This is a genomic window from Rothia sp. P13129 (assembly GCF_048512865.1).
Taxonomy (GTDB): domain Bacteria; phylum Actinomycetota; class Actinomycetes; order Actinomycetales; family Micrococcaceae; genus Rothia.
In genome coordinates this window covers 23473-49404 of sequence record NZ_JBLXYA010000003.1, presented here as the reverse complement: position 1 = coordinate 49404, position 25932 = coordinate 23473, and the positions used below count along the sequence as shown (strand labels likewise).

The 25932-nt window shown below is 47.7% G+C and carries 20 protein-coding genes and 1 other RNA gene; 9 read left to right on the top strand and 12 right to left on the bottom strand.

From position 1 onward, the window contains the following. Window positions 1-20: 20 nt before the first annotated feature. The 5 genes from ACN081_RS03085 to ACN081_RS03065 all read right to left on the bottom strand — a co-directional run bounded on the left by ACN081_RS03085 (window position 21) and on the right by ACN081_RS03065 (window position 5481). Window positions 21-923, bottom strand: coding sequence for a metal ABC transporter permease (locus tag ACN081_RS03085; protein ID WP_419106923.1), 903 nt, complete (start codon window positions 921-923; stop codon window positions 21-23). After that, window positions 920-1774 carry a metal ABC transporter ATP-binding protein gene (locus ACN081_RS03080; RefSeq protein ID WP_419106922.1) on the bottom strand — a complete coding sequence of 285 codons (855 nt, stop codon included), beginning with the start codon at window positions 1772-1774 and terminating at the stop codon, window positions 920-922. The genes ACN081_RS03085 and ACN081_RS03080 overlap by 4 nt, the downstream gene beginning before the upstream one ends. A 4-nt stretch (window positions 1775-1778) precedes the next feature. Then, window positions 1779-2879, bottom strand: a complete 1101-nt coding sequence (locus ACN081_RS03075) for a metal ABC transporter solute-binding protein, Zn/Mn family (protein WP_419106921.1) — start codon at window positions 2877-2879, stop codon at window positions 1779-1781. Window positions 2880-3058: 179 nt separating this feature from the next. Beyond that, window positions 3059-4135 (bottom strand): hemolysin family protein, encoded by a 1077-nt coding sequence (locus ACN081_RS03070; protein ID WP_419103631.1) that lies wholly within the window; start codon window positions 4133-4135, stop codon window positions 3059-3061. Further along, window positions 4135-5481: a hemolysin family protein gene (locus ACN081_RS03065; RefSeq protein WP_419106920.1), complete on the bottom strand. Its 1347-nt coding sequence runs from the start codon at window positions 5479-5481 to the stop codon at window positions 4135-4137. The genes ACN081_RS03070 and ACN081_RS03065 overlap by 1 nt, the downstream gene beginning before the upstream one ends. A gap of 493 nt (window positions 5482-5974) precedes the next feature. Here ACN081_RS03065 and ACN081_RS03060 point away from each other — a divergent pair, with 493 nt between their 5' ends. The 3 genes from ACN081_RS03060 to ACN081_RS03050 all read left to right on the top strand — a co-directional run bounded on the left by ACN081_RS03060 (window position 5975) and on the right by ACN081_RS03050 (window position 10788). Further along, window positions 5975-9688 (top strand): multifunctional oxoglutarate decarboxylase/oxoglutarate dehydrogenase thiamine pyrophosphate-binding subunit/dihydrolipoyllysine-residue succinyltransferase subunit, encoded by a 3714-nt coding sequence (locus ACN081_RS03060; protein WP_419106919.1) that lies wholly within the window; start codon window positions 5975-5977, stop codon window positions 9686-9688. A 234-nt stretch (window positions 9689-9922) separates the two neighbouring features. Beyond that, window positions 9923-10522, top strand: coding sequence for a GDSL-type esterase/lipase family protein (locus ACN081_RS03055; RefSeq protein WP_419106918.1), 600 nt, complete (start codon window positions 9923-9925; stop codon window positions 10520-10522). A 191-nt stretch (window positions 10523-10713) separates the two neighbouring features. Next, entirely contained in the window at window positions 10714-10788 is a 75-nt protein-coding gene (locus ACN081_RS03050) for a 50S ribosomal protein bL37 (RefSeq protein ID WP_095343185.1), read from the top strand. Window positions 10789-10879: 91 nt separating this feature from the next. On the opposite strand, the gene rsrA is transcribed toward ACN081_RS03050, so the two are convergent. After that, window positions 10880-11149, bottom strand: a complete 270-nt coding sequence (gene rsrA / locus ACN081_RS03045; RefSeq protein ID WP_419101501.1) for a mycothiol system anti-sigma-R factor — start codon at window positions 11147-11149, stop codon at window positions 10880-10882. Window position 11150: 1 nt separating this feature from the next. Further along, window positions 11151-11780 (bottom strand): sigma-70 family RNA polymerase sigma factor, encoded by a 630-nt coding sequence (locus tag ACN081_RS03040; protein ID WP_419103635.1) that lies wholly within the window; start codon window positions 11778-11780, stop codon window positions 11151-11153. 175 nt (window positions 11781-11955) lie between these two features. On the opposite strand from ACN081_RS03040, the gene ACN081_RS03035 reads away from it, so the two are divergent. From ACN081_RS03035 to hisN, 4 genes are all read left to right on the top strand, one after another. Then, window positions 11956-12468 (top strand): DoxX family protein, encoded by a 513-nt coding sequence (locus ACN081_RS03035; protein WP_419101503.1) that lies wholly within the window; start codon window positions 11956-11958, stop codon window positions 12466-12468. Window positions 12469-12673: 205 nt separating this feature from the next. Continuing rightward, window positions 12674-14056, top strand: a complete 1383-nt coding sequence (aroA, locus tag ACN081_RS03030; protein WP_419106917.1) for a 3-phosphoshikimate 1-carboxyvinyltransferase — start codon at window positions 12674-12676, stop codon at window positions 14054-14056. Next, a complete protein-coding gene (gene rsgA / locus ACN081_RS03025; RefSeq protein ID WP_419103638.1) occupies window positions 14049-15149 on the top strand; it encodes a ribosome small subunit-dependent GTPase A in 1101 nt (366 codons plus the stop codon). The genes aroA and rsgA overlap by 8 nt, the downstream gene beginning before the upstream one ends. A 29-nt stretch (window positions 15150-15178) precedes the next feature. Next, a complete protein-coding gene (hisN, locus tag ACN081_RS03020) occupies window positions 15179-15970 on the top strand; it encodes a histidinol-phosphatase (protein ID WP_419103639.1) in 792 nt (263 codons plus the stop codon). 108 nt (window positions 15971-16078) lie between these two features. Here hisN and ACN081_RS03015 read toward each other — a convergent pair whose 3' ends face one another. Together ACN081_RS03015 and ACN081_RS03010 are read right to left on the bottom strand one after the other, a co-directional pair. Further along, complete coding sequence (locus ACN081_RS03015; protein WP_419103640.1) at window positions 16079-16606, bottom strand: hypothetical protein; 528 nt, start codon at window positions 16604-16606, stop codon at window positions 16079-16081. A 1415-nt stretch (window positions 16607-18021) separates the two neighbouring features. Continuing rightward, entirely contained in the window at window positions 18022-18942 is a 921-nt protein-coding gene (locus tag ACN081_RS03010; protein WP_419106916.1) for a DUF4268 domain-containing protein, read from the bottom strand. 571 nt (window positions 18943-19513) lie between these two features. Between ACN081_RS03010 and ACN081_RS03005 the strand changes: the two genes are divergently transcribed. Beyond that, window positions 19514-20689 carry a DNA glycosylase AlkZ-like family protein gene (locus ACN081_RS03005; protein WP_419106915.1) on the top strand — a complete coding sequence of 392 codons (1176 nt, stop codon included), beginning with the start codon at window positions 19514-19516 and terminating at the stop codon, window positions 20687-20689. Between the two features lie 575 nt (window positions 20690-21264). On the opposite strand, the gene ACN081_RS03000 is transcribed toward ACN081_RS03005, so the two are convergent. Together ACN081_RS03000 and ACN081_RS02995 are read right to left on the bottom strand one after the other, a co-directional pair. After that, window positions 21265-22788 (bottom strand): hypothetical protein, encoded by a 1524-nt coding sequence (locus tag ACN081_RS03000; RefSeq protein ID WP_419106914.1) that lies wholly within the window; start codon window positions 22786-22788, stop codon window positions 21265-21267. Further along, a complete protein-coding gene (locus tag ACN081_RS02995; RefSeq protein ID WP_419106913.1) occupies window positions 22775-24934 on the bottom strand; it encodes a hypothetical protein in 2160 nt (719 codons plus the stop codon). Before ACN081_RS02995 ends, ACN081_RS03000 begins: the two co-directional genes overlap by 14 nt. Window positions 24935-25007: 73 nt before the next feature. Here ACN081_RS02995 and ACN081_RS02990 point away from each other — a divergent pair, with 73 nt between their 5' ends. Next, window positions 25008-25223 carry a hypothetical protein gene (locus ACN081_RS02990; protein WP_419106912.1) on the top strand — a complete coding sequence of 72 codons (216 nt, stop codon included), beginning with the start codon at window positions 25008-25010 and terminating at the stop codon, window positions 25221-25223. Window positions 25224-25482: 259 nt separating this feature from the next. Here ACN081_RS02990 and ssrA read toward each other — a convergent pair. After that, window positions 25483-25857: a transfer-messenger RNA gene (gene ssrA, locus ACN081_RS02985) on the bottom strand. Window positions 25858-25932: the final 75 nt, after the last annotated feature.

Genomic DNA, 25932 nt, shown 5'->3' with positions numbered 1-25932 from the left:
GCTCTCGTTTTATACGATATTTATACCCGTGATGATACGCTCACGGTTCGACGTCCAGAGCCACTATAACGGCGACGTACTGCGCTGATAACACGGCTTATCAGATACAAAATAAAGGAAATGCTTGTAACGTATGGGCTAATCGGTAAAGAGCCAGCAAGCGCAAGCATAATGCCACCAACAATAGATATCTCGGCAAAAAGAATAGATAACGCTAACGCTTTTAACGGGTTAGCACTTAGTTGCAAAGCTGCAGCAGCAGGAGTAATCAGTAGCGCTAGCACCAATAGAGACCCTACAATCTGCACAGATAGGGCAACTGCGACTCCTAAAACTAGCATAAAAACCATCGACAAAAATTGCAGTGGTACGCCTTTAGCGCGAGCAACGTCAGGGTCTAAAGAAGCAAAAGTGAGAGGCCTCCAGATAGCGATAAGAATACCGATAATAAAGATGGCACCCACTATCATGTAGTTCAGTTGTGACTCATCAACAGAAACAATTTGTCCGGTCAGAAGATAAAACTTGTTACCAGAACGTCCAGGGTATAAGGACAAGAATAAGATGCCCATTCCTAACCCAAATGGCATCAATGCACCAATAACGGAGTTTGTACTATGTGTTTTCGAACCAAGTACGCCCATCAATAAAGCAGAGAGCACTGAGCCAACAAGAGATCCGGTGACGACGTTATATCCCAGCAGGAGAAACAGCGCTGCACCGGCGAATGACATTTCAGCGATACCGTGAACGGCGAATGCATGGTCACGCATCATGACGAAGGTACCGACAAACCCTCCGATGAGCCCTAGTACTGCGCCTGCCAGAATAGAAGGCATGAGCAGTTCAACCAGTTCTCCATACCTGTCGAAAACAAAGATTTGTGAGAACAGGGAGGAACTATATGCAAGAGTGGTAATCATGAAAGTTCTCCCGAGTTAGTGCAATGGGTGTGTTCTTCAACAGTTGCTCCTGGCGCGTGGTTTTCTCCACCAACGACGATATATCGTCCATTTGTTTTGATGACGCTCACCGGAGTCTGATAGAGGTTGGTTAGCACTTCACTGCGCATGACTTCTTCGACTGTTCCAATCGTAAAACGCCCGTTAGCAAGGTAGAGGACTCTATCAACATGGTCAATAATGGGGTTTATTTCGTGGGTTACGAAGATGACAGTCCCTTGCTGTTGGCGATTATATTGGTGGATGAGTTCAGCAACAGCGTATTGATGGTTTAAGTCAAGAGAAAGTAGAGCTTCATCGGCGAGAAGAATTTTTGGGTTATGTGCGAGTGCTTGGGCTATGCGGATACGTTGTTGTTCACCGCCAGAGAGTAATCCTACGGGAACGTTTGCGTATTCTTCTGCGCCGACAGCTTCTAAAAGTTCTTCGACTCGTGTTTGTACTTTTCGCCGCCCGTGGGTCAGTATTCCCCAACGGTGCCCGTCGATACCTAAACGGACAACGTCACGGGCACGTAAGGGGGTGTGTGCCGGCATCATTTTTTGTTGTGGAATATATCCGACGCCGGGGTGTCCGGTGCGTGCTGGGGAGCCAAGGATGCTGATTTTTCCGTGGCTGAGGGTTTCTAGTCCCAAAACAACTTTGAGGAATGTTGATTTTCCGGAGCCGTTGGGTCCAAGTACTGCAAAGTATTCTCCTTGTTTAACTGTGAGGTCAAGGTCTTTCCAGAGAGTTCTTTGCCCGTAGGAAAGTCCGCCTCCGCGAATGGTGATAGCAGTCTTAGAGGCGGACTTTGTGATGTTGTTGTGCATATTTTTAGGAAGTTAGTGATTTTTTGATGTTCTCAATGTTTTCTTTCATCCATCCTAGGTAGTCTTTCCCTTCAGGCAGGGTTTCGGTGAATGATACATGAGGAATCTGTGCTTCCTGAGCGTCTTTGAGCAGTTCTTCTGTTTGTGGTGAAGATGTCTGTTCATTGTAGGCGAAGAATCCAACCTGTTTTTCTTGGAGTTCTTCTTTAACCTGGTTCATGATTAATGGTGCAATGTCGCTACCGGATTCTACGGCTGAGGTTAGTTCTGAAGGTGTTGCGTCAGAGAATCCTGCCATGGTGAGTAGGTATCCGGGGACAGGTTCTGTTGCAATATATTTTTTGCCTTCAGCGTTAATTCCTCGAGTTTGTGAGATGAGTTCTCCCAACTCTGATTTAAATTTTCCGGCTGCTTGGCGGTATTGTTCAGCGTGCTCGGGGGCTTCTTCTGCGAGGTCTTCTGCGATAGCTCCCGCAAGTTTTTGCATAGCTACAAAGTCATACCAGACGTGTTCGTTAAAGTCCCCGTGATGATGGTGATGGTGTCCGTGCTCGTGGGAGTGGGCATGTTCGTCGCCGTGCTCGTGGGAGTGCTCGTCCCCATGTTCGTGAGAGTGGGCGTGTTCGTCGCCGTGTTCGTGAGCGTGGGCGTGCTCGTCCCCATGTTCGTGAGCGTGGTCGTCACCGTGCTCATGGTCGTGCTCGTGAGCGTGGTCATCATCTTTTTGAAGACCAGAAATCTCAACAGCATTCAGCACTTTCTGGTCTTTATGATCTTGACCAGCCATATTTTCAAGGAACTGATCGTAGCCACCACCGTTAAGCACCACCAACTGCGCATCTTTAACACTCAGCCGGTCAGCACTAGTTGCCTCGTACGAATGAGGATCCTCGCTCGTTGAGTTAATAAGAGGAGTTACTTCGACAGTGTCCCCACCAATACTCTCAACAATATTTGCATACACATCAGTGCTCGTCACAACTTTAATAACGCCTTTTTCGGAGTTCTTCGCCGACTCTTCACTCTTTTCGACGGTGCTTCCACACGCACTTAAACTCAATGAAGCAATAGAAAGAAATGCGATTCCTGTCAAAAACTTTTTCATAGCGGGAGCTCCAAACTCTATAGACCTCTGAAAACGGTTCTCATTTAGCATACTCCATTATCAACTAAACATTGCTCATCACAACGAGTACTACATCACTTTTAGCACCAACACCCACCACCTAGAGCAAAAGGAGTAGACCGCCACCGGACTACCCCCTTTAAAACTCTTATACCAACTTACGAACGACGCAAAGACACATCACGCTTACGCACATGTTCCTGAGTCGTATCTCTAATCTCGCCCACAAGCTGTTCTAAAACATCTTCCAAGAACAAGACACCATAAGACGTACCATCCGATGTTGCAACATGCGACACATGGCAACTCTTACGTTGCATCACAGCAAGAGCATCATCAATTTCCATCGACGGAGGAACAACCGACATCGGCCGAATAGACCCCCATGGTATTGCCTCCTTACGACGCTCCCCCACCACTGACAACGCATCTTTAACATGCACATACCCCAGATACGGGCCACCCTCTGAGGATTCAATCAAAAACCGAGAATAACCAGTATGAGCAACAGCGCGCTCAATATCTTCAGGAGTACTCGAACGAGGCAACGTCACAACATCAGAAGGCAGAATCATAATCTCCGAAACCTTCTTCTCAGAAAACTCTAACGCCCCAGAAAGCACACCCGAACCGTCAGCAACAGTTCCTTCAGCCGTCGACTCTGCAACAATATTCTGCAACTCATCCAACGTAAAAGTAGAAGACACCTCGTCCTTCGGCTCAATCTTCATCGCCTTAAGCGCACGGTCTGCAATGCTATTTAAAAACCAGACAATAGGCCCAAAAAGCTTTGAAAACCATACCAAAGGCGGAGCAATCCACAAAGCTACCCCCTCAGCCGCCAACGACACCGCAGCATTCTTAGGAACCATTTCACCAAGAATCACATGCAAAAACGTCACCAACACCAAAGCAAGCAAGAACCCTAAAGTATCCGCCACAGCAAGAGGAACACCCCAATGCTCTAACGGGCCAGCAACCATATGATGCAAAGCAGGCTCAGAAACGTTAAGAATCAACAACGAGCAAACCGTAATACCCAGTTGACAGGTTGCCAACATCAACGAAACGTTTTCTAACGCATAAAGTACCGTTTGCGCTCGCTTATTACCAGCTTGCGCTAAGGGCTCTACCTGAGAACGACGGGTAGACATAATCGCAAATTCACCGGCAACGAAGAAAGCGTTACCAGCTAAAAGCAGTACTAAAAGCAACATTGCGGTAATATCATTCATTATTTTTTACCCTCGTTAGCAGCTGCCAAAGTAGTTTTACGGTAGGGATCTTGCGGGATGAAACGAATCCGATCTACTCGCCGCTGTTCCATCGCCTCAATTTTAAAAGAGCCCTGTTCAATGGAAAGAGTATCTCCCACTTTGGGAATACGCCCCAGACGATCCATCACATATCCGCCCATCGTTTCGTAGGAGGCGTCGTCCTCAATGTGGAGAATGTTAATATACTCGTTGAGTTCGTCCGGTCGAAGTAGCCCCGAGAACAACCAGTCTCCATTACTGAGCATGAGTGGCCTGTCTTCGGTTTCAAGAAGCTCATGTTCGTCAGAGACTTCTCCAACGATTTCTTCGATGAGGTCTTCTAAGGTCGCCATGCCAGCAGTTCCACCATATTCGTCTAAGACGATAGCTAGCTGGAGTGCACCATTGCGTAGCTGTAACAGTAAAGAATCCAGATGAACAGTCTCAGGAACCTGAAGTATATTTTCCATCAAGGTTCCTGCTTGCAAGGTTTCACGCACCTCAATCGGAACACTTACAGCACGTTTAATGTGGACAACGCCCACAACGTTATCTTGATCTCCACGATAAATAGGAAAGCGAGAATATCCGGTCTTCTGTGCGGCTTTCACAACTTCAGCGACGCTTTCAGTATCTTCTAGCATGACAACTTTACGTCGCGGTGTCATCACGTCTGCAGCGGTGAGTTCGGCAAATGAAAGAGTTTTACCAACGAACCGTGCAGTATCAGAATCTAATACGCCTTGTTCTGCGGAACGTCGCACCATAGAAGAAAGTTCTTCGGGTGAGCGAGCACCAGAAAGTTCTTCTTTTGCTTCCATACCAAAGAGGTGAAGAATCTTATTAGCAGAGCCGTTCATGAGACGGACAAAGGGTGCGATGATTTTCGTGAAAACAAGTTGTGCGGGAGCTAATGCGCGTGCCACTTTATAGGCTTCGGCGATAGCGAGGTTTTTAGGGATAAGCTCACCGAGAATCATGGATAGCAAGGTGGCGATAACCATCGCAAAGATAAGGGTCAAGATATTAGCGATGCTATCGGGTAGTCCCCATGACGAAATAGTATCTACCACTAGGCTTTTCATGGCGTAGTCGAGAGTATAGCCGGTGAGCAAGGTGGTGATGGTAATGCCGATTTGGCAACTTGAAAGTTGTGTAGAGAGTGATTTGAGGCAACGGAGCACTTTTTCGCCGCCACGATCTCCAGAATCAATTTCTTTTTGCACTGCTGATTGGTCAAGTGCAACTAAGGAGAACTCTACGGCAACGAAGAACCCTGTTCCGAGAATCAGTAGAAGCCCTAGTAAAAGTAATATCCATTCCATCGTTAGTGCACCGCCGGCTTCATTGCGCGGGCGTTTTGAGATGGTAGCGCTGGGTAAAGGGCATAGAAATATTGGTCGCTCATAGTGTTATACGAATGCTCAATAGCATAGGTCATGGGTCTATGGCGATAACTAGAAGGTTCATCCATGGCACAAGATTCTACCAAAGGGGCTGCCTTAAGGTGGAGGGGAACATCCATTCTGTTTCAAAGTGAGAGATAGCTATCTACTTGAGGAAATGGAGCATACATATCACTTGAATATGCATCAGTTCACATTTTATTGTGAAATGATTAGCGTCAAGGTGGAAAGTTCAGGTAAAAAATTACTAAACTGAGTTGAAGCACACACCGCCAAGGTTTTTGGTGGTGCAAGCATCCCACAATACAACAGTGAGAAACCACCACTGACACTTCAAAACCTTTGAGGTTTTAGCGCGAGGCTCTCGCTGCTCTGTATGAAACATGACACTTATGGAAGAGGCGTAGAGACTGTGCCCACACTGCCAGAGCACCACGTGCCCGAAGAATTTGCTGGCAACGAATGGCTCGTAGAAGAGCTATTTGAACAATACCAGCACGACAAAAACTCCGTATCACAAAGCTGGTGGCCTATTTTTCAGGCAATGCAGGCTGAACAAACGAACACCACCCCAGCTCAGACAACTCAAAAACCAGTAGCACAAGCTCCTGCCGCTACAACATCTCATCCCACACAACGTGCTACAACACCAGCACCAGCTGCTTCCCGTCCCACACCTCAAGCAGCTAAAACACTCCCCCGCAAGACAACAGCTGAACCAAAGAACAATACCCCCAAAGAGGACAAAGAAGTTCCTTTGCGTGGTCCAGCAAAAGCTGTCGTCACCACGATGGAAGAATCGTTGAGCGTTCCAACCGCAACAACCGTTCGAGCCATACCAGCAAAACTCCTGATTGATAACCGTCTGGCCATTAACGAGTATCTTAAAAGAACGCGTGGCGGAAAAATTTCTTTTACCCACATCATCGGTTATGCCGTCATTCGTGCAACAGTTGCCCTACCGTCTATGAACGTCCTCTACGGAACAAATGACAAAGGCAAGCCTGTTGCTATCCACCCAGCACATATTAATTTTGGTTTAGCCATCGATATTCCTCGCCCTGACGGCTCACGAAATCTCGTCGTACCCAATGTTAAAGGCGCCGAAGAACTTAGCTTCAGCGAATTTTGGGAAGCCTATGACGACATCGTCAAACGCGGCCGCGACGGGCAACTAAGCGTCCAAGATTTTCAAGGCACCACTATCTCCTTGACGAACCCCGGCGGTATTGGAACAGTCCATTCTGTGCCACGTCTTTCCAAGGGGCAAGCATGCATTATTGCAGCTGGTGCACTCGATTACCCTGCCGAGTACCGCGGTTCATCAGAAAAAACTATCGTCCAACACGGTGTCTCTAAAATTTTGACCCTTACCTCCACCTATGATCACCGTGTTATTCAAGGTGCCGGCTCAGGTGAATTCCTACGACAGATTGAACACTATCTGCTCGGCGGAGACGGATTCTACGACCAAATCTTTGAAGACCTCCGCATCCCCTTTGAACCAGTTCGTTGGGCAGTAGATAACCAAGTAGACCCTTCAGCGGAAGTATCTAAAGTTGCTCGTATTCAGCAACTCATCCACGCATACCGTGTACGCGGACACCTCATCGCCCAAACTAACCCCCTCGGCTATGAGATGCTCTCACACCCCGACCTACGCATCGAAAATTACGGCCTCACTCTTTGGGATCTTGACCGTATCTGGCCAACAGGCGGTTTTGGAGACAAAGACTCACTCCCCCTACGAACCATCCTCACCCTCCTTCGTGAAGCATATTGCTCCACGATGGCGGTTGAATATATGCACATTGAAGACCCCCAAGAACGTCGCTGGTTCCAAGACCACCTTGAGCACGGGTACACCAAACCATCACGAGAAGAACAATTCCGTGTTCTTGCGAAGCTCAACGCAGCAGAAGCGTTCGAGACTTTCCTTCAAACCAAATACCTTGGGCAGAAGCGTTTCTCTCTCGAAGGTGGAGAGTCACTCATTCCTCTGCTAGATTCTGTCATCTCCGAAGCAGCCGACGCCGGGCTCTCTGGCGTTGGTATCGGCATGGCACACCGTGGACGCCTCAACGTTCTCGCAAATATTGCTGGAAAGTCCTACGCACAAATTTTCCGTGAGTTTGATGGGGAGCTTGATCCTCGTCTCAGCGGCAGCTCCGGTGACGTCAAATATCACCTCGGCACCGAAGGTATTTTCAGCTCTGACGACGGCAACCAAACGCAAGTCTATTTAGCAGCCAACCCTTCACACCTTGAAGCCGCAAATACGGTACTTGAAGGCATCGTCCGAGCAAAACAGGATGTTCTTGAAGAACACGGCATCACAGGTTTCCCGGTGCTACCTATTCTCGTGCACGGTGACGCTGCATTTGCGGGTCAAGGTGTTGTGATGGAGACACTACAGATGTCCCAGCTTCAAGGGTATACCACAGGCGGCACGGTTCATATCGTTGTTAATAATCAGATTGGTTTTACCACCTCGCCTGATGATGGACGTACTGCCACCTATTCAACGGATATTGCCCGCATGGTCCAAGCACCTATTTTCCACGTCAATGCAGACGACCCTGAAGCGGTAGTTCGTGCCGGACAAATGGCTTTTGAATACCGCCAGATGTTCCATAAAGATGTTGTTATCGACCTCATCTGTTACCGCCGTCGTGGACATAACGAAGCTGACGACCCGTCAATGACTCAGCCTAAGCTCTACCACGAGATTAACTCTCATGAGTCCACCCGTAAACTCTACACAGAAGCTCTTGTTGGACGTGGAGATATCTCCCATGACGAAGCCGAACGAGTACGTAAAGATTATCAAGACCTTCTCGAACAAATTTTCACGGAAACTCACGCAGCGTTAGCGTCCACAACGCCTTTGGTCACTGCTGATGCGGCAGCAGTATCTAATATTGAACGACCCGCCGCTCAACAAAGTGAAGATGATGTTCGTGTACCGGGGTCAACCGCTGTTAGCACTGAAGTTATTGAACGTATTGGTGCGTCTTTTGTCGCTTTCCCCGAAGATTTCACCCCTCATAAGAAACTCAAAAAGCTGATGGAACAGCGTCAAGCGATGGCTACAGACGGTGGTATTAACTGGGGCTTTGGTGAGCTGGCAGCTTTTGGTTCATTGTTGTTAGATGGCGTTGATGTGCGCATGTCTGGTCAAGATGTTCAGCGTGGTACTTTCGTGCAACGACACACTGTCTTACATGATGTGCACAACGATAGTGAATGGAACCCACTACAGCATCTGTCCAGCACCCAAGGACGTTTTAGCATCTATAATTCTCTGCTCTCCGAATACGGAGTTCTTGGTTTTGAGTACGGCTATTCGGTAGAACGCCCTGATTCCTTAGTAGTCTGGGAAGCCCAATTTGGTGACTTCGCTAATGGTGCACAAACCATTATTGATGAGTTTGTTAGCTCTGCAGAGCAGAAGTGGGCGCAACGTTCTTCACTCGTATTACTTCTACCGCACGGTTTTGAAGGTCAAGGCCCAGATCATTCTTCGGCACGTCAAGAACGTTATTTGCAACTTTGTGCAGAGAACAATATGACGGTGGCTATTCCTTCAACACCTGCTTCGCACTTCCACCTATTACGGCGTCATGCACTATCTCGTCCGCATAAACCGCTTGTTGTCTTCACACCAAAACAGCTATTGCGTCTCAAAGCAGCAAACTCTTCGGTGGAAGATTTCACACAAGGTAGCTTCCAGCCGGTCTTAGCAGATACTGCAGGGTTGAGTCCTCAGAATGTTAAGCGTGTGGTGTTTGTCAGTGGACGTCTCTACTATGACCTTGAAGCAGAACGTGCCCGACGGGCAGACCGTACCACTGCAATTATTCGTGTAGAACAGCTTTATCCTTTGCCGTTAGAAGAGATTCAGGCTCAATTAGCTCAGTATTCTCAGGCAGAAGATATTGTGTGGGCTCAAGATGAACCAGCTAATCAGGGTCAATGGCCGTTTATAGCGTTATACCTGTTGCCAGAGATTGGGTATCGTATGCGGTTGGCTTCTCGTCCAGCTGCTGCGGCTCCTGCTGCTGGTACAGGTAAACGCCATACGGCAGAGCTTGATAGCCTCATCGAAGATGTTTTTGACAGCTAAACATATCTGTCAGTCGATGAGACACGTCCTCAAGGTGTGTTCTGAAGCCTGCGGATAAGTAGCAAAAATGCCATCAGAAGAGTATTTTCTGGTGGCATTTTTGTTCTTTTTCAGGTTCTTTTTCTCAACTCACCTCTATTTAGAACACAGAAGTGCGTATAGAGTTTATTCTTAGTAACAAGAGAGTGAACCTCTAAAGAGGTTTACGCCCATAGTTTTGACAGAAAGATTCTTGTGGATCAGCGAAATATTCGATTAGTTGCCGTTGGTGACGACCTCTTAGCTGGCGTAGGCGATCCGCGTGCGCTGGGCTGGTTTGGTCGTGTTCTTGCCCGCACACCTCAGCACACTGCAAAGGTTTCTGCATATAACCTTGCTGCCCCTGGGGAAGGTTCTGAACTGCTTAACGCACGTTGGTTTGATGAAGCTAGCCGTCGTTTTGCTCAAGGTGCAGATAACCGTTTGGTGATTGCACCTTCTACCTACGATATCGACCTTGATATTACAAGTGCGCGAAGCCGTTTGAACTTGGCAAATATGGTAGATATGGCTTCCCAAAACAATGTGAAGGTTTTGGTTGTAGGCCCTCCTCCATCCTTAGATACTGAACGTAACCGTCGTATCGCCGACCTCAACGCTGCATATGCTGATGTTGTGACCCGCCGCAATCACGTCTACGTTGATACTTTTAACCCACTTTTGCACCATGAGCAGTGGCGTAATGACTTAGCGGCTAATGGCGGGCGCCCCGGGCAGTCTGGTTACGGTCTTATTGCGTGGCTTGTCCTTCATCGTGGCTGGTATAACTGGTTGCAATTACCAGAACCTATCTAAACCACGTTATACCCCCGCTTTTGCCCCCTTGAGAGAATGTGTGATGTTCTTTTCCTTAAGAACATTCTTCGTCTGAGGTGCATTTAGCGGTGGAGTATGCCAAAATAGAAAACGGTGTCTCTTGTTGAGACAGGACATAAACACAAGATTTTCTTAAATCATTTGTGTTGAACTTTTATAAGGAGGCTCTCATGAGCAAGCGCGGTCGTAAGCGCAAGGACCGTCGTAAGGGCGGCGCAAACCACGGTAAGCGCCCCAACGCATAAGGTACCTTGATACTTTTCAGCTCCTCAGCTTATTACAAGCTGAGGAGCTGTCGTTTAAGCTGACACAGCAGATACCACTTTCGCGCGGATTCTATTCAGATTTTTCGGAGCATTCAAGGATGTGCCCTTGTTTGAGGTTATTGATAGTCCCTAGAATACGAGCTTTTAAATCAGACGGTGCGCTCTGCCGGCAAGAACGTTTCACCACAGAACGAATCACGCACTCAAGATCGTATTCTTGTGCACAATCGTGGCATTCTGCTAAATGATTTTGCAGTTCTTGCAAATCTTCGCAGGAAAGAGCGCCATCAAGGTATTCGTAAATTCTAGTGAGTTTTTCGGAACAAGAAGAGTGAGACATCTTATGCTTCCTTTTGAGTGGGGGTCTTTAAACCTTGGCTATGGGCATATTCGGCGAGAGAGTCTCGCAGGAGTTTACGTCCACGGTGCAAACGAGACATCACTGTTCCCACGGGAGTATTCATAATCTCCGATATCTCTTTGTAGGAGAAACCCTCCACATCGGAGTAGTACACCGCCATACGAAAATCTTCTGGCAGGTTTTGTAATGCGGTAATCACGGCACTATCTGGCAGGTGTTCTAGAGCTTGTGCTTCTGCAGAGAGCAGACCCGTTGACTGGTGGGAGCTAGCCTTTGCAAGCTGCCAGTCTTCAATAGTGTCGCTGTGCGTCTGGTACGGTTCACGCTGGCGTTTGCGGTACAAGTTGATATACGTATTGGTCAGAATACGATATAACCAGGCTTTTAGGTTGGTGCCATCAGCGTATTGATGGAAAGAAGAGAAAGCTTTAGCGTACGTTTCTTGTACGAGGTCTTCAGCGTCAGCAGGATTTCGTGACATGCGCAGAGCGGCAGCATACAGCTGATCCACATACATCATGGCTTCTCGTTCAAAGCGTATCTTATGCTCTTGAAGATTCCCCTCGCTAGGAGGAGGAGCCGTCGCTTCTGGGGTTATGGGCGTGTTCATTAATGACTTTCTGAGTGTGTTGCTCTTTTGTCTCTTTTCTAGCATATCGAGTCACTTTATGACGGAACATTATTTTTATGCGCGTCATTTAGCAGGTATATCACTTCGTGTGCTTAGTATCGTTATGACAGACTTTTAGCAAAACTCGGAAATAATTCCGCTCCAAGGAGGAAAAATGTCTTTTGTACGTCGCCTTGCACGCCCACTTTTGGCATCAAGCTTCATCATCTCCGGTGTTGAGCGTTTACGTGATGCAGACTCAACCGTGCACCTCAACCGTGCTCTTGAGCTCAGCTCCAAAGCTGTCCCTCAGCTAGAGTCATTCAAAGGTCAAGAAAAACTAGTTGGACAGGTCATTGCAGGAACACAGGTTGTTGCTGGAACCCTTTTCGCTCTCGGCAAGTTCCCTCGCCTATCCTCCGTGACTCTTCTGGGCACCGGCATCCTTAACGCATACGTTGAATACCAAGCAACAGAAGCAAACTCATCAGAAGAACGTGCTTCTCGCCGCCGCCACGCACTCACCAATGGTTCTCTTCTTGGTGCTATCGCCATTGCAGCAGTAGACCGCGATGGTAACCCCTCCCTCGCATGGCGCGCTAACCAGCTCAGCGAAAAAATGGCAAAGAAATCTGAAAAGATTTCTGCTGATGTTCGTGAACGCACCGAAGAATTCCTCAACAACTAAACTCTAAACTTTTTCATAAAATGTACCTCGCCTCACCGTAGGCGAGGTACATTCCGTTAAACGAACATCCCCCACCCCGTTCAACAGGCAGTGGTATTTAGCATGAACCTGCGTAGAATGGTGAAGACAGGTTTGAAGAATATCACCAGCCCCATCCATAGCATGAGCTATTCTTCTATCAATAATTGTGAACGAAAGTGTGTCTGTGACTGAGAAAAACATCCCCGGTACGTCTTCAGAATCTCCTCATATCTGGAACGCCCCCTACGGTGGTTCTCATCCGCACTCCCAAGCAACCGTTGCCATCCCCGGTTCTAAATCTCTCACCAACCGTTACCTCCTTCTAGCAGCCATAGCAGACTCCCCCAGCACTCTTCGAGCGCCCCTTCATTCTCGTGACTCCGCGCTGATGATTGCGGCACTCGAACAATTAGGCGCCAAATTCGAAGAAATTGCAACAGACTCCCCTTTCGGCCCAGACTTGCGCGTCACCCCCATCAACTTTTCTTGCCTTACACCCTGCCACAAAAATATTGATGTTGGCTTAGCCGGCACCGTCATGCGTTTTGTTCCACCGTTAGCTGCGCTACTATCTGGCTCCTTCTCTTTTGACGGTGACCCGCATGCACGCAAACGCCCCATGGCACCTGTTATCGAAGCATTACGCTCTCTCGGTGTCAGCGTAGAAGACAACGGAACTAACGCGTTACCTTTTACCGTGCACGCTACCGGAAATATTCACGAACAAAACCTCCGTATCGACGCCTCCTCCTCTTCACAATTTGTCTCCGCATTGCTCCTTGTTGCCTGCCGTTTCACTCATGGGTTACATCTTGAACACTCGGGTGCTTCACTTCCATCAATACCTCATATTCAAATGACCGTTGAAACCCTCAAAAATGTTGGTGTTAACGTCGAATATCAAGAACCAGCAACATGGATTGTTGAAGCAGGATCATTTGCAGGTTTTGATGTTCTCATCGAACCAGACCTTTCTAATGCTGGGCCTTTCCTCGCTGCAGCAGCAGTTCTCGGCACACAGGTTGCTATCCCGCATTGGCCTAACAAAACCACCCAAGTCGGGGCGCACTGGCAAGAAATTCTTCCCCTCTTTGGTGCAAAAACAAGGCTTCAGGAAGGCACTCTCATCGCCCAAGGCACACCACAATTTATTGCCAACGATCACTCTGAACTAACGATTGACCTATCACATGCCGGTGAACTAGCACCCACAGTTGCCGCCCTGTGTGCACTTCGCCCAGGAACAAGCACACTACACGGTATTGCACACCTACGAGGCCATGAAACCGACCGGTTAGCAGCTCTCGTCACCGAAATTAACCGTGCTGGTGGTTCTGCAACAGAACTACCCGACGAAATACGCATCCACGCACCCGTCCATGAACCTGCGCTCATCCACAGCTATGACGACCACCGTATGGCAACAACCGGCGCAATCTTTGGGTTAGCGGTTAAAGGTACACAAGTGCACAACATCCAAACCACAGCAAAAACACTCCCCGACTTTGCGTCCATGTGGCACAACATGCTTGAAGAATTTGCCCAAGAGGTGAAACGCAATGGCTAAAGAATACCGCACAAGCTGGGACGAACACGCGGTACGTATCCGCCCCAATAAAAAGGGTTCCCGCCCACGCACCAAAGAACGCCCCAAATATGAGGACGCGATGATTGGTCGTATCATCACCGTAGACCGTGGACGGTACACCGCCATCGTTGATGAAGGCACCACACAAGAACGTTCAGTACTTGCAGTACGAGCTAAACAATTACACCGTCAAGCGATTGTTGTAGGCGACAGGGTTGCCCTCGTCGGTGATACCTCCGGCCGTGAAGGGACGCTTGCACGTCTTGTTCGTATTGAAGAACGCGACACCGTACTACGTCGCAGTGCAGACGACACAGACCCCTATGAGCGAGTTGTGGTCGCAAATGCCACCCAGCTCATTATTGTTGTTGCAGCAGCAAACCCCGAACCTCGCACAGGCTTTATTGACCGTTCTATTGTTGCCGCATTCGATGCAGGCATCACACCCATCCTGTGCATCACAAAAACTGATGTGAAGCATCCGCAAGAAATTCTTGACTACTACGCTCACACCTCATTAAAGATTATGCTTTCAGGTTCTTCTGATGGTCTAGCACCTAGCGAAGAAAACGCCCAAGGACTCGATACAACGTTGATTGAACCTCTCACACAGGTTTTAGACGAACATGTCTCCGTGCTTTTAGGGCATTCAGGTGTCGGTAAATCTACACTTGTTAATGCTCTCACCGGCGCCCAGCGAGACACCGGTCATGTTAACGCGGTCACAGGGCGAGGGCGACATACCTCATCCTCAGCTTTAGCATTACGACCTTCACACTCTTCAGAAGGTACGTGGATTATTGATACCCCCGGTATTCGCTCTTTCGGGTTGGCACATATTCCCGCCGAAAATATTGTGTCAGCCTTTGAAGACTTATCGCCAGCGAGCGCCCACTGCCCTAAAGGTTGCACCCACGGTTATGATGCTACAGAGTGCGCTATAGCAGAATACGTCCAACAGGGGCATGCTGGTGAGGCGGGTGAGGCTCGTCTTGAGTCTCTTCGGAAGCTTCTTGGTGTTGCAGAAGATTCTTCTGCAAACGCCGATAAAGAACTTGGTGTTGTGTACTAACAGTTTCTTCTCAGAAAGACAGAATTTTTATGGCTAATGTTTCTTATACTGACGATTTGCGTTTAGCGCATATCCTCGCCGATAGTGTTGATAGGTTGACGCTGTCACGTTTTCAGGCTCATGATTTTACCGTTGAGACAAAACCTGACCTTACACCGGTAACCGACGCAGACCGTGAAGCAGAGCAGCTGATTCGTTCTCAGCTTTCTCGTGTGCGCACTCGTGATGCTGTTCTGGGTGAAGAATTTGGTCAGAGCGGTTCGTCCCCTCGTCAGTGGGTTATTGACCCTATTGATGGGACAAAGAACTTTGTGCGTGGGGTGCCAGTATGGGCGACTCTGATTGCTCTGATTGATCAGGGTGAGCCGGTAGTTGGTGTTGTTTCTGCGCCTGCATTGCAACGACGCTGGTGGGCTGCACGCGGTACCGGTGCTTATACGGGGCGTTCGTTAGCGAAGGCTACCCCGATTAAAGTGTCGCAAGTGTCGACTCTTGCCGATGCGTCCTTCTCGTATTCTTCAATGACGGGGTGGAAAGAAGCCGGCAAACGCGAAAAGTTCCTTGAACTCACTGATACGGTGTGGCGTACCCGCGCCTATGGTGATTTTTGGTCGTATTGTATGGTTGCCGAGGGCGCTGTCGATATTGCTGCCGAACCAGAACTCAACCTCTATGATATGGCGGCACTTGTACCTATTGTGCAAGAAGCTGGTGGGCGGTTTACCTCTTTAGAAGGTGTTGACGGCCCGTTTGGCGGTAATGCGATGGCGACGAACTCTCTCTTACATGATGAGGCGTTGAAATATTTAGGTGCACAATAGTCTTTAGACAATACGTTCTAACACATGTACACCATGGGTAAAAAGAACACCTGCTGTTACCCTCTCGTTGATAGGGAATAACAGCAGGTGTTCTTTATGTATATGAGGTTATAAGTCTTGTGACGAGTCGTCATAGCTTTCGCAAATAATTTCGTCCACGCTACCAGGCTCGACATTATCGCAGTCTGGGTCAAGGTTTCCTAGCTCTGGGAAGACAATCAAAAAGATGGTCGTACAAATCGCTGAAAGGATGGCGAACCCTAACCCAAGGTTCGCGTAAAGTTTTGATTTGCTTCGATAATATGCTGTTTGCGGACGCTGCTTAAACCGTTTAAACGCAATCGTTGCATAGATTGTTGCAACGATGCACGGAATATAAGATAGACCGCTTGCACCAAGAAGCATAAAGGTTAGTACCAGCGCAAAAACACCGCTGGTGAGCGATACTACGGCCGGAAAGTATGAGATTCCGCGTTTATCCGCAGGGTGCGCACCGTAGGGGCGCCGGTATTGTTCTGGTACTTGGTATTCTTCGGGCACATCACCTAACCGTGGTGCACCATACACAGGCTCTGCCGGTGCTGGTGGGACAGTATTCTCAGGTTGTGGTGTGTTTTGGTCGGTAGCTACGTTCATCAGTGCCCTTCCCCTGCTTTCCGACATGTACGATAAGTCGTCTAGCAATCATTTTTCTTTGAAACCATTTAACCACACTCCATAACCAGCAAACCAGAACTAGGCGAAGTTTTATCTGGTCAGATGAATCCTGACACCAGTTCTCTCCCCCCCCTCAACATTTTTGTTATACCTATTGATGGCTGGAAACTTGGAACGATATTCTATATTTAGAACATGGTAACCAACTGATGTTCTGAGAACGTCATCCCTAACAAGCAACAAGACGCTACAAGAATTTACCGCGAGTCCTTGGTCAAAGTCTCTATAGAGTATGTTGTTGCTGGCAAATATAGGGTTTTACCGGTCTAGTTAAAGACAGGGCGGTAGCAGTTAAGGCAGACACCTGTCGAGATGAACAATCAGTAAACAGAGAGGTTTATTGTGAAAAGTATTCGCGTTCAGAGCATCGGCGCTTTTTTACTTGCATTTTCTCTTTCCTGTCTTTTCTTGGTAGTGAGTCAGGAGATAGAGAATCTTCATTTACCAAAGGTTCTTATGATTTCTTTGAGCATGGGTCTGTGTTCTTCTGTCATGTACTTCTTGGCATTTAGGAAGCACGATTAGTCAAACATGTTAGTTTGCGACCTCTTAGGGGTAGGTTCGTTCTCAACCCTCCCCTATTTTGCGTAGCCGCGCACGTAGTATTTCTCGCTGTTATGGGGGGGGGCGTGAACTAGAGCTACACCTCGAAAGTTCAGGGCACATCCCCTAAAACAATAAACCTCAGTGTTTTTCGAGCATCAGCGTGTTATTACTGATTACCTGCATCCGAGGGGTGGCACTGTTACGGTTAGGAGCGGAAATACTATGCGACAGTGCCAGCTCCAAATTCGATGACAGCACACACCTTCAAATTTCTCTGTCCAAAAGCTCTGCCAGGCCTGTTGAATACGTAGGTTGAATACATGGGCAAGATTAGGTAAAACAAATCATCATAAAATGCCCGACCTTGGCCGTAAATATTCATTTATCTGCCTCTTAACATGAAGTACCGGACAGATATTTCGCCGGTTGAGGTGAAGTATCTACCTGTCGGACTCGTTGTGATGTGAACTATTTGGAGCTCTAAGCAACCTCGCGGGCTAGGTAGGTAGCTACCTTTAAATCCATGCTGGGGTCTGATTGACGAATCTCGCAAATGAACCTGACTGATCCTTTTTCACGTCAAGTCCGGCTCTCTGCGCTACATTCCTTGCCCAACCAAGGCCACGCTAGAAGCACATCGGATTTCGGAGTCTATCAGGTAGAACCCGAAATCCGAGGGGTTCGTTCCATCATACTTTTGTATCCAAAAGTAGGTGCTAATAGTTGCCTCCACACAGACTATGGATACGTTTAAAGAGTGAGGATATTTTTCGGGCTAGGGTTGCATTCTATAGGTAGAGGCGGAATACATCTCGCATGCGAACGATTTTGTCGATAATCTCGTCAATGAGTTGCGGATAATTGGCTGGTTCATCAAAATTCAGACCTTCAATGATGTATTTGATGCGTGAGGCTTTCTTGTCATCCATTCGATACCAGCTCAGTTCGAACCCTAACGCGTGGTGGATATCCTCGGCCTGATAGTAGAACTGATCGAACAATTCTTTGTTGTCATTAATATAGACTTCTAGCCCGATTTCACCAGAGACACTCAACAAGGTGATAGACAAGTGTGCTTCTGAAGTTCCCATCGCTACGTCGTACCAGTGATCGGTTGACGCCTTACGCGGATTGAATGGTTTACCTTTCTCAACCAGCGCTTCATTGAGTGCTGTCCAAAAGTCTAGTCGGGCTGCTTGTACTCGGCTTTGTTCTTGGCTTCCTGCTTTACGGTTGGTAGCTTTCGTGAAGTCGTTAGGTTTTTCTATCACTTCAAACTTCGGCGCTGGTAGTGAATCGCCAATCTTGTAGGCATGAATCTCAATCAAGAAGAAAGAGATTCCGTCGATGGTTTTCAGGTTCAGCCACTCTATAGCGGCGCGGTGTTCTTCTCGTGCTTCTTTGACGATCCACACGATGACGTCAGCGTCCAGCCCGGAAGCATAAGTGATGATTTTGCCGAGGTGATCATGGTCTGTTGCTTCGAGCTGGTTTTCGATGATTACGTTAATATTCGATGTTTCATCGCGCGCAACAAGATCGGCTCGGTATGCGCCAACGAATGCTTCTTGCTGAATATCTGTGAGTGTGAGCCCGATGGCGTCATTGAGTTCTTCAATGTTTTCTGGTTGCGCTAGCCAGTTTGAAAACCCGTATTGTTCGTGTCGCCATAATTCTCGAACGTTGACTTCTACAAGTTTTCCGAACACATCTATCCCTCTGATTAGTTTCATGCATGCGGGGACGCCATTGCCCCGTAGGAATTTTCTCACGCGGGTGAAGTAACCACAAGTTCCAACGGCTAGCAGGTCTTTGAACATCAATTTACCAAGGCAGGTCAGTCAACCCAGTAAATGTTTTGACTACCCTATGCATTCCGACGCGAGGCTACGCCTCTTGACACTCCCCAGATACACGCCCAAAAATCCTGCCAGATCCGCACGCAACGAACATTGAAGCTCCCACAGGTGCTTCGCGGAGCTCCTAATACCGCGTCAGCAGTAAATCCGAATGGTTAGCAGGAAAAACCCACCTATGGACATGAAAAAAGATGCTGGTTTGGATTGTATCCAAACCAGCATCTAGGTGGTGGAGTTCAGGGGGCAGATGTCGAACTCCGTACCTACGGGGGTTATTTGTTACCTGTTGTATTGGAATATATTCGTCGCCATTGCCAATACTTGTAATCATCACGACCATACTCATTTGAAGAGACTGTGAACCAAGAATCAGAAATAGCGGTCTCTTCATGAGATATAAGCGAATGCTATGATGAGGGTTATGGCAAAGAGCGGTGTTGTGTTACCCCTCGAAGTTGGGTTATTGCGGATTTGCGCCCAGGGGCTTGTTCCACGCATGTTATCATCTGATGTCGTTGGTGTGGTTGAGCATTTATTGGCGATGCAAGGTCAGCAAGTTTCGGCTTTTCCGCATGCCTTGTTGGTGCGTAGTCGCGGTACTACTGGAAGAGATGTAGCCGCGGCTTTTGAACAAGGTGTTTTAGTTCGTCATCGTCCGATGCGCGGAACTGTGCATATCACCCATGCCCGCGATTTTCATTGGATGCGTATGGCATTAAAATCAGAGTATTCCTCCTGGGACCAGAAACACTACGACCATCTCGGTATTAATGAGCACGTAACCAATCAGGCTGTTGAAGTTGCTCGCCAAGCCATCAGGGAAAGAAATGGGGCAATTTTCCGTAAAGAATTATTCACTACTTGGAGTACTAATCTCAGTACTTCTCATCTTGACCTCAAAGATATGCGGCGCTGGTGTCAATGGCTGATGTTCCGCCTAGCCCATGATGGTCAACTAATCGAAGGTCCGATGCGAGCCAACCAACACCTGTTCATTGATGCTTCCGTACTTCCCGCTGCTGACAGCCCCGAATCAGGTTTCCGCCTCACCACAGATAGTAAAGATAACGGCCGAAGAGAAATAGCTCGCCGTTACATCTACGGACATGGGCCCGTCGGCATTGACGACCTTTCATGGTGGGCTGGAATAACCAAAACAGCAGCTGCTGACTACCTTGAAAAAGCATTAGAAGCTGATACATCACTAAGTCGCTACCAGATCGAAGAGGACCGGCTTATCCCAGCTAAGGCAACAACTGACGTTAAAGAGCGCAAGCGCCTGCTTTATATGCGCCGGGACCTGCCAGATTTGCTTGCAGGCCAAAGAAAAGAAGCCCAAGAACTAATGTTCTTACCCTCTTTTGATGAATTGTACGTAGGGTATTCCAACCGCACTTGCCTGACTGACTCTGCAGGTGATGACTTGATTTGCCCATCCCATAACGGCATGTTCAGACCTCTTATCATCAGCGAAGGGAAACTAATTGGTGTGCGCCCGGTAGCCCAAGGACTGCAATGGCTGGCTAAACCTCCAAAACGACTTGCAGACAAGACTGAACGCCTCGTACAGGATACTCTAATTCGCGTTAACGGCTAACTCCAAGTCAACGTTAACTCACCTATAATTTTCTACCGGATGAATCTTAGTACGTCATTACTCAGGGATTAGGCAATAGCCTAGTGAAGCTACCATCGCTAGAGGCGGTGATGCTGGTGTACCATTAAGTTAACTAAAAGGTTGCGTGCTTCTAGGAGCTAAGTTGCGATGAAATTATGTACGACTTTTTGCGTTTCTAGCTCGTTTTCTTCTCACACCTCGCCGCAGTAAACCAGCCATTTGGTAGCAATGGAGTAACGGATTTTATGAAGATATTCGGTGGCAAGAATGTCTGCTCACCCCCGTTCGTATAGTCATCTGGGCGCAAGCTGGTTAGTTGCTCCCATTTTTGCGAATCAATATAGCCAGGACTAGACGCGACTTTCTGAGCGAATTTATAAACCGATGCCACCCCGTTTCCAGTTACTATCTGGTAGTGGTGGGTGCAGAATAAGGGCTTTATGGTCGAAAAATTCTCTGACCTACTCACACACCCCATAACGCACCAGTATCCGGGGTATCTGTGACACTTCTTATTTTCTCTCTCATACCCCTACGCAGCTCATAAGTATGCGTTATTTATACTTCTTATTTACCGTAATCAAGTCCTTATCGTTATCCTTATACGTGCTGACAATTCCGCGTTTTATCAAACATTCAAGCAGTGCTTTGTCCGCTGAAGTATTCGGAACGCGTGGATGTTCTCGTCCTGTTTTTGTTAACTTCGAGTACTCGCCACCCATCGCATTTAAGATTGTGAAAAGTTTGTCGCTCGGGAGATTCTCGAGGTGTGGCTCAAGAAGAGATATGATGTCCCTTGTGTCAGTCCCTGCCTCTGCCATCTTTTGTAGGACAGAGTGAGGAATAGTGCGCTCATATTGCACAGCTAGTCGTGCCAATACTTTAAGTTCTTCTTGCCCAACATCCTTGACATAGTCTGCAGGCTTCTCAACGATTACCAGCTTGATTGAATCGTTAATTTTATCGTCGGTCAGGATCGCCATTAGATCCGGTTTCACTAGTTCCGGTGTCATGTAGTTTACGAAGCCCGTTGACTCACAGATGAATGCCTCTCGCGTTGGCCAATCAGTTGTTGCAAGGCACTCGTAAGATTCTACGGTATCTGCAATAATGCCGTGCTTTAGCAGTAACGCAAACAAGTCGCCCTTCTCTGCAGTAATATTGCTAATATCGACAGTCTTATCCAATTTCAAGCTTGCAACAAGGTTTGCTCGCGTCGTTGCGTCCGGTAAAGTTTCCCGCGATGTAAGAATCTTAATTGCCAACGTGTTTTTCTTATCTTCTTCAACCGACTCCACCTCAGTGATTGCATCTTTTTTAGACAGTAGCTGAGCAAGGTTCTCATCGATTCCAAAGGTATCAACGTATAGGCTCACGTTATTGAATGTTTCGGGGAACCGCTGGTACAGTGCTAACACCGGCCACACTTTCTTAGAGATATCACTCAGGTTGGAGACCTGACATGCTGGCGCAGCGTTCTCAATTACACGGGCTAGGACATGTATATCATGCTCAGCTACTTCAGACGCCCCTTGCCCGAGTAAATCCTTAAGCAAGGATACGAGTTGTTCACACGTGTTGACCGTTGTGGAAGTTCCTTCGACCGCACGCAGATAGGTATCTATATGTTCGAGGACGTAATAATAGACCGTCTCATTTGTCTCTCGGATAACGTCTAGTGCCACAGTCTCTTTATTTTCAATTGCGAGTGTCAGGTTCTCATACGTAATGTCATACAGACTGCGTGAGATAAACAACGAGCGCACATTTGGAGAGAGAGGCATTAGACTAGGTAGCTTGATATTCGCCTTATCGAAGAACTCGCCAATTTGCTCTATTTGAGAAGGTGTTCCGTCAGTTGTGAGCACTGAAAATTCCGCGTAATGCATTCGCAAATAATCAATAACCTGTTCATCAACACATTGTACCTGTGATGAGAGGTTCGCTAGTGCAACATCCATTAGCTCCAGCAACGAAGCTTCGTCTAGTTCTACCGTGTTCACAAGATAAACAAGCACTCGCGAAGAGAGCTCCGTAAATCGCCGAATAAATTGCGGGCAATGCTCACCTGCGGCCAAGTATGCTTGCAGAAATTGTGTCTGTCTCTCTCCCACTATCTAATGAAGAAATCATGATATCGGCTGCGTTTTCGTCAGTCTCAAGAATCCGATCAAGAATCGCGATGTTGTAGAGTGCCGGATCTTTTAGCGCGTTCTTGCTACGTTCTCTTATAACTGCGTCGACGTCCTCCGGGCTAAGTTCAAAGTGCATATCCATCAGGTCACGTTCAACGTGGTGGATGATAAAGTTAGTCGCTGCTGGACTTACTCGGTCACCATGGAATGTGGAGGTGTAAAGGGTGAAGTTACGGTTAATATACCCTTCTCTCACTAGCTGATATACGAGTCCAAGCTTCAGCAGTTTCTCAGCTACAAAGTTAAACGGTTGTTCCTCTCCCTCATAGGTGACACAAAACTCAGTACGTTCCATGAGTTCACCAATATCGGCGCTACGAAGGAATTTAAGATTCTCGGTCTTCTTTTCGATATCTTTGTTTAGTGTGTCACGGATTGAGGCATCCCACTCCTTAGCATCGAGTGAGTACCCCAGCTCTTTTTCCAAATAACTCCGAGTAAAAGACAGCCTTTCGCCCGAATAATTACTACGCCAATTTAATACGGGATTCCCATTAGCCGTGACAAAACTATTCCAAAATTGGACGCTCTGAAGCTCCTCGGTGGAAACAGCCTGGTCATTGTATCTATACTCCTCACCATAACGGTGGTAAGCGGCAGCATCCGTGACCCGTTCAACATGCGCTAATAAGCGTTCTCCCAATTCAACACTTCGGTTTGTCACCCCATCGATTTGTGTAAGCTGATTTTGGAGTTCTCGACGTTCGCCCTCAATCCGCTTGATATTCTCAGCTATAAATTTCCGGCTGAAATCGTATAGAGTGTCTAAGTTACTCTTGCCAAGTCTAATCATCTCAAAGTCCGTGAGGTGCGTACTCTTATAGAGCATCATCGCAAACAGTTCAGTCTCGCTCAAATCGAGTTGCTCACCATCGCCTGAAAAGATTCGATCTCGAAAGACAATAAACTCATTGCGGATATTCTTCAGCAACCGCATATCAGGAACATATTTTATAGCTAAATCGAGCAACTCCAACTCAATCTTATGTTCAATCTCTCCTAATAACTGTAACGCTAAGTTTCGAGCACTGCGATGCGTGATGAAGGGAACCACCGGAATAACGAGATCGAAGAACTTAGTCCGATTCGCACGCACCACCTCTGCTTGTGCAGGATCGTCACTTGAAAATGAACTTACCTCAAGATTACGGCCTTCCATTTCTAGACCAATTCGGTCGAATATGCTGTCTTTAATCGCGTAGATGAAACGGACCGGCTTCCTAATCTGAGGTGAGGAGTTAAGCAAAGTATTGAGAGCACGCAACGTCTCAAAAATATACGAATTGTTGAAGCGATCAATATCCTCGAAAATTACAACATCACAGCCAGACACATCAAAAAAGTAGACAATCTCATCAAGGTACTGGTCGAAATATGAAACAGAGTTATCAGCAAGTGTAACCGTCGCCGCCCCCGTCGAGAACTGCTTGATGTGCATCTTCCCGTGGAACAACCAGCGGAATATCAGTATGGCAATCGCCATAATTACCCAAATCATTAAGTGTATGCGATCCGCTAGAGTCTTTAGCACGGTGAAGGTCTCTGCAATCTGGTCAGTCCACCCAGTTAACAGGAAAACGACGGTACCCAGGAGCCCCAACAAGATCACAATACCAGATTCTCTCCGCCACTGAAAACCTTGTATTCGACGAAACCGCGATGCCGGAGTCTTACCAGGTTCCTCTCTATAAAGCAGCTGTTTCACAATCTCCTGTTGGATACGATTAGTTGGGGTCATTGCTTGCTTAGGCACTGACTCCTCATCATCTGGTACCTCAATCGGCGCAAGCGTCGATAACGAAAGTTCGACAACGCGACCATCAAGCCGATTCCCGAGCTCACGCAAGATACTACTTTTGCCGACGCCGTAGTTACCAGACAACGCAATGTTACGGATTTTATCGTCTTCAAGCGATCTCTCGAGCGCCGCGACATAAACACTGTGCTCAGCTTCAATATATTCAGGGACGAGTGGAATAAGACTCCACTGGGACTTTTCAGTCGAATCCGTCGAGGCGTGTCCTATCACTACGATTCCTCCCACTGGGTAGACAACCTTAAACATCATTATCGGTTTCAGCTCATGTCTCAAACCACGCTGGGTGTCTCCTCCACCCCATATGACGCAACATGAGTTATGCCCCTTGGAGTGTGTCCTATACTACCGACAGACGCGGACAATCCAAGAAGCCACACCACACGAACTCGACCGAGCATCACGATCTAATCCCGATTACCTGACAACCAATACTTTCCGCGAACAGCTACCCACCCACACCATTTCAACCAAGAAGTCTGCACCACCAAACACTACGTAAGTCACCTTGCCAATTAGAACCTGAGTAATCACTTCGTCACACATACTACGTGAACAAGGGGCAACACCATCAAAGTAATCAGAAAGAGTCGTTTCTGCATGCAAAAACACCCGCGCCTTGGCATGGCAACAAAAGGACTAACTCCCACAGAATCAAAAGTGTGCCCATTAGTAGGATTACGACACCAATGTAATCCTGGGCCAAGCATAAAAAAAGGGGAAGTACGAACCCTCCCAAAAGAGTTCGACACTTCCCCCTCAAGTGGAGATGCGGGGAATCGAACCCCGGTCCGACGTGGCCTTGTCAGGGCTTCTCCGTGCGCAGTTTACGCTTCGGTGTTTTCGGCTTCGGTACTTGCGTAAACACATATACCGCCAAACCTATTCGTATAAAAGTCCTTCACTCCCCTACGACGAGGAAGTGAAGCAGTGGCCTTATAAAGCTGATACTAGAAACTCTGAGCTTAAGGCAAGCTCAGGCTAGCAGACTGGACTCGCGCTTAGGCAGCGAGTGCGAAGTCAGTGCGGTTATTAGTTTTTGCACTTATTTTTTGCAGCGGGTATTAACGAGTATCCGCTACATCCTCGGCACGCTTCACCTGTCTCAACTCACGTCGTCGAAACCGATCATCCCCAATATTCTTTTGTCAAAGAACTCCATGAAGTGAAAGTTATCTGCTGGTGTGAGCCTAAATCACACTACAGGACCA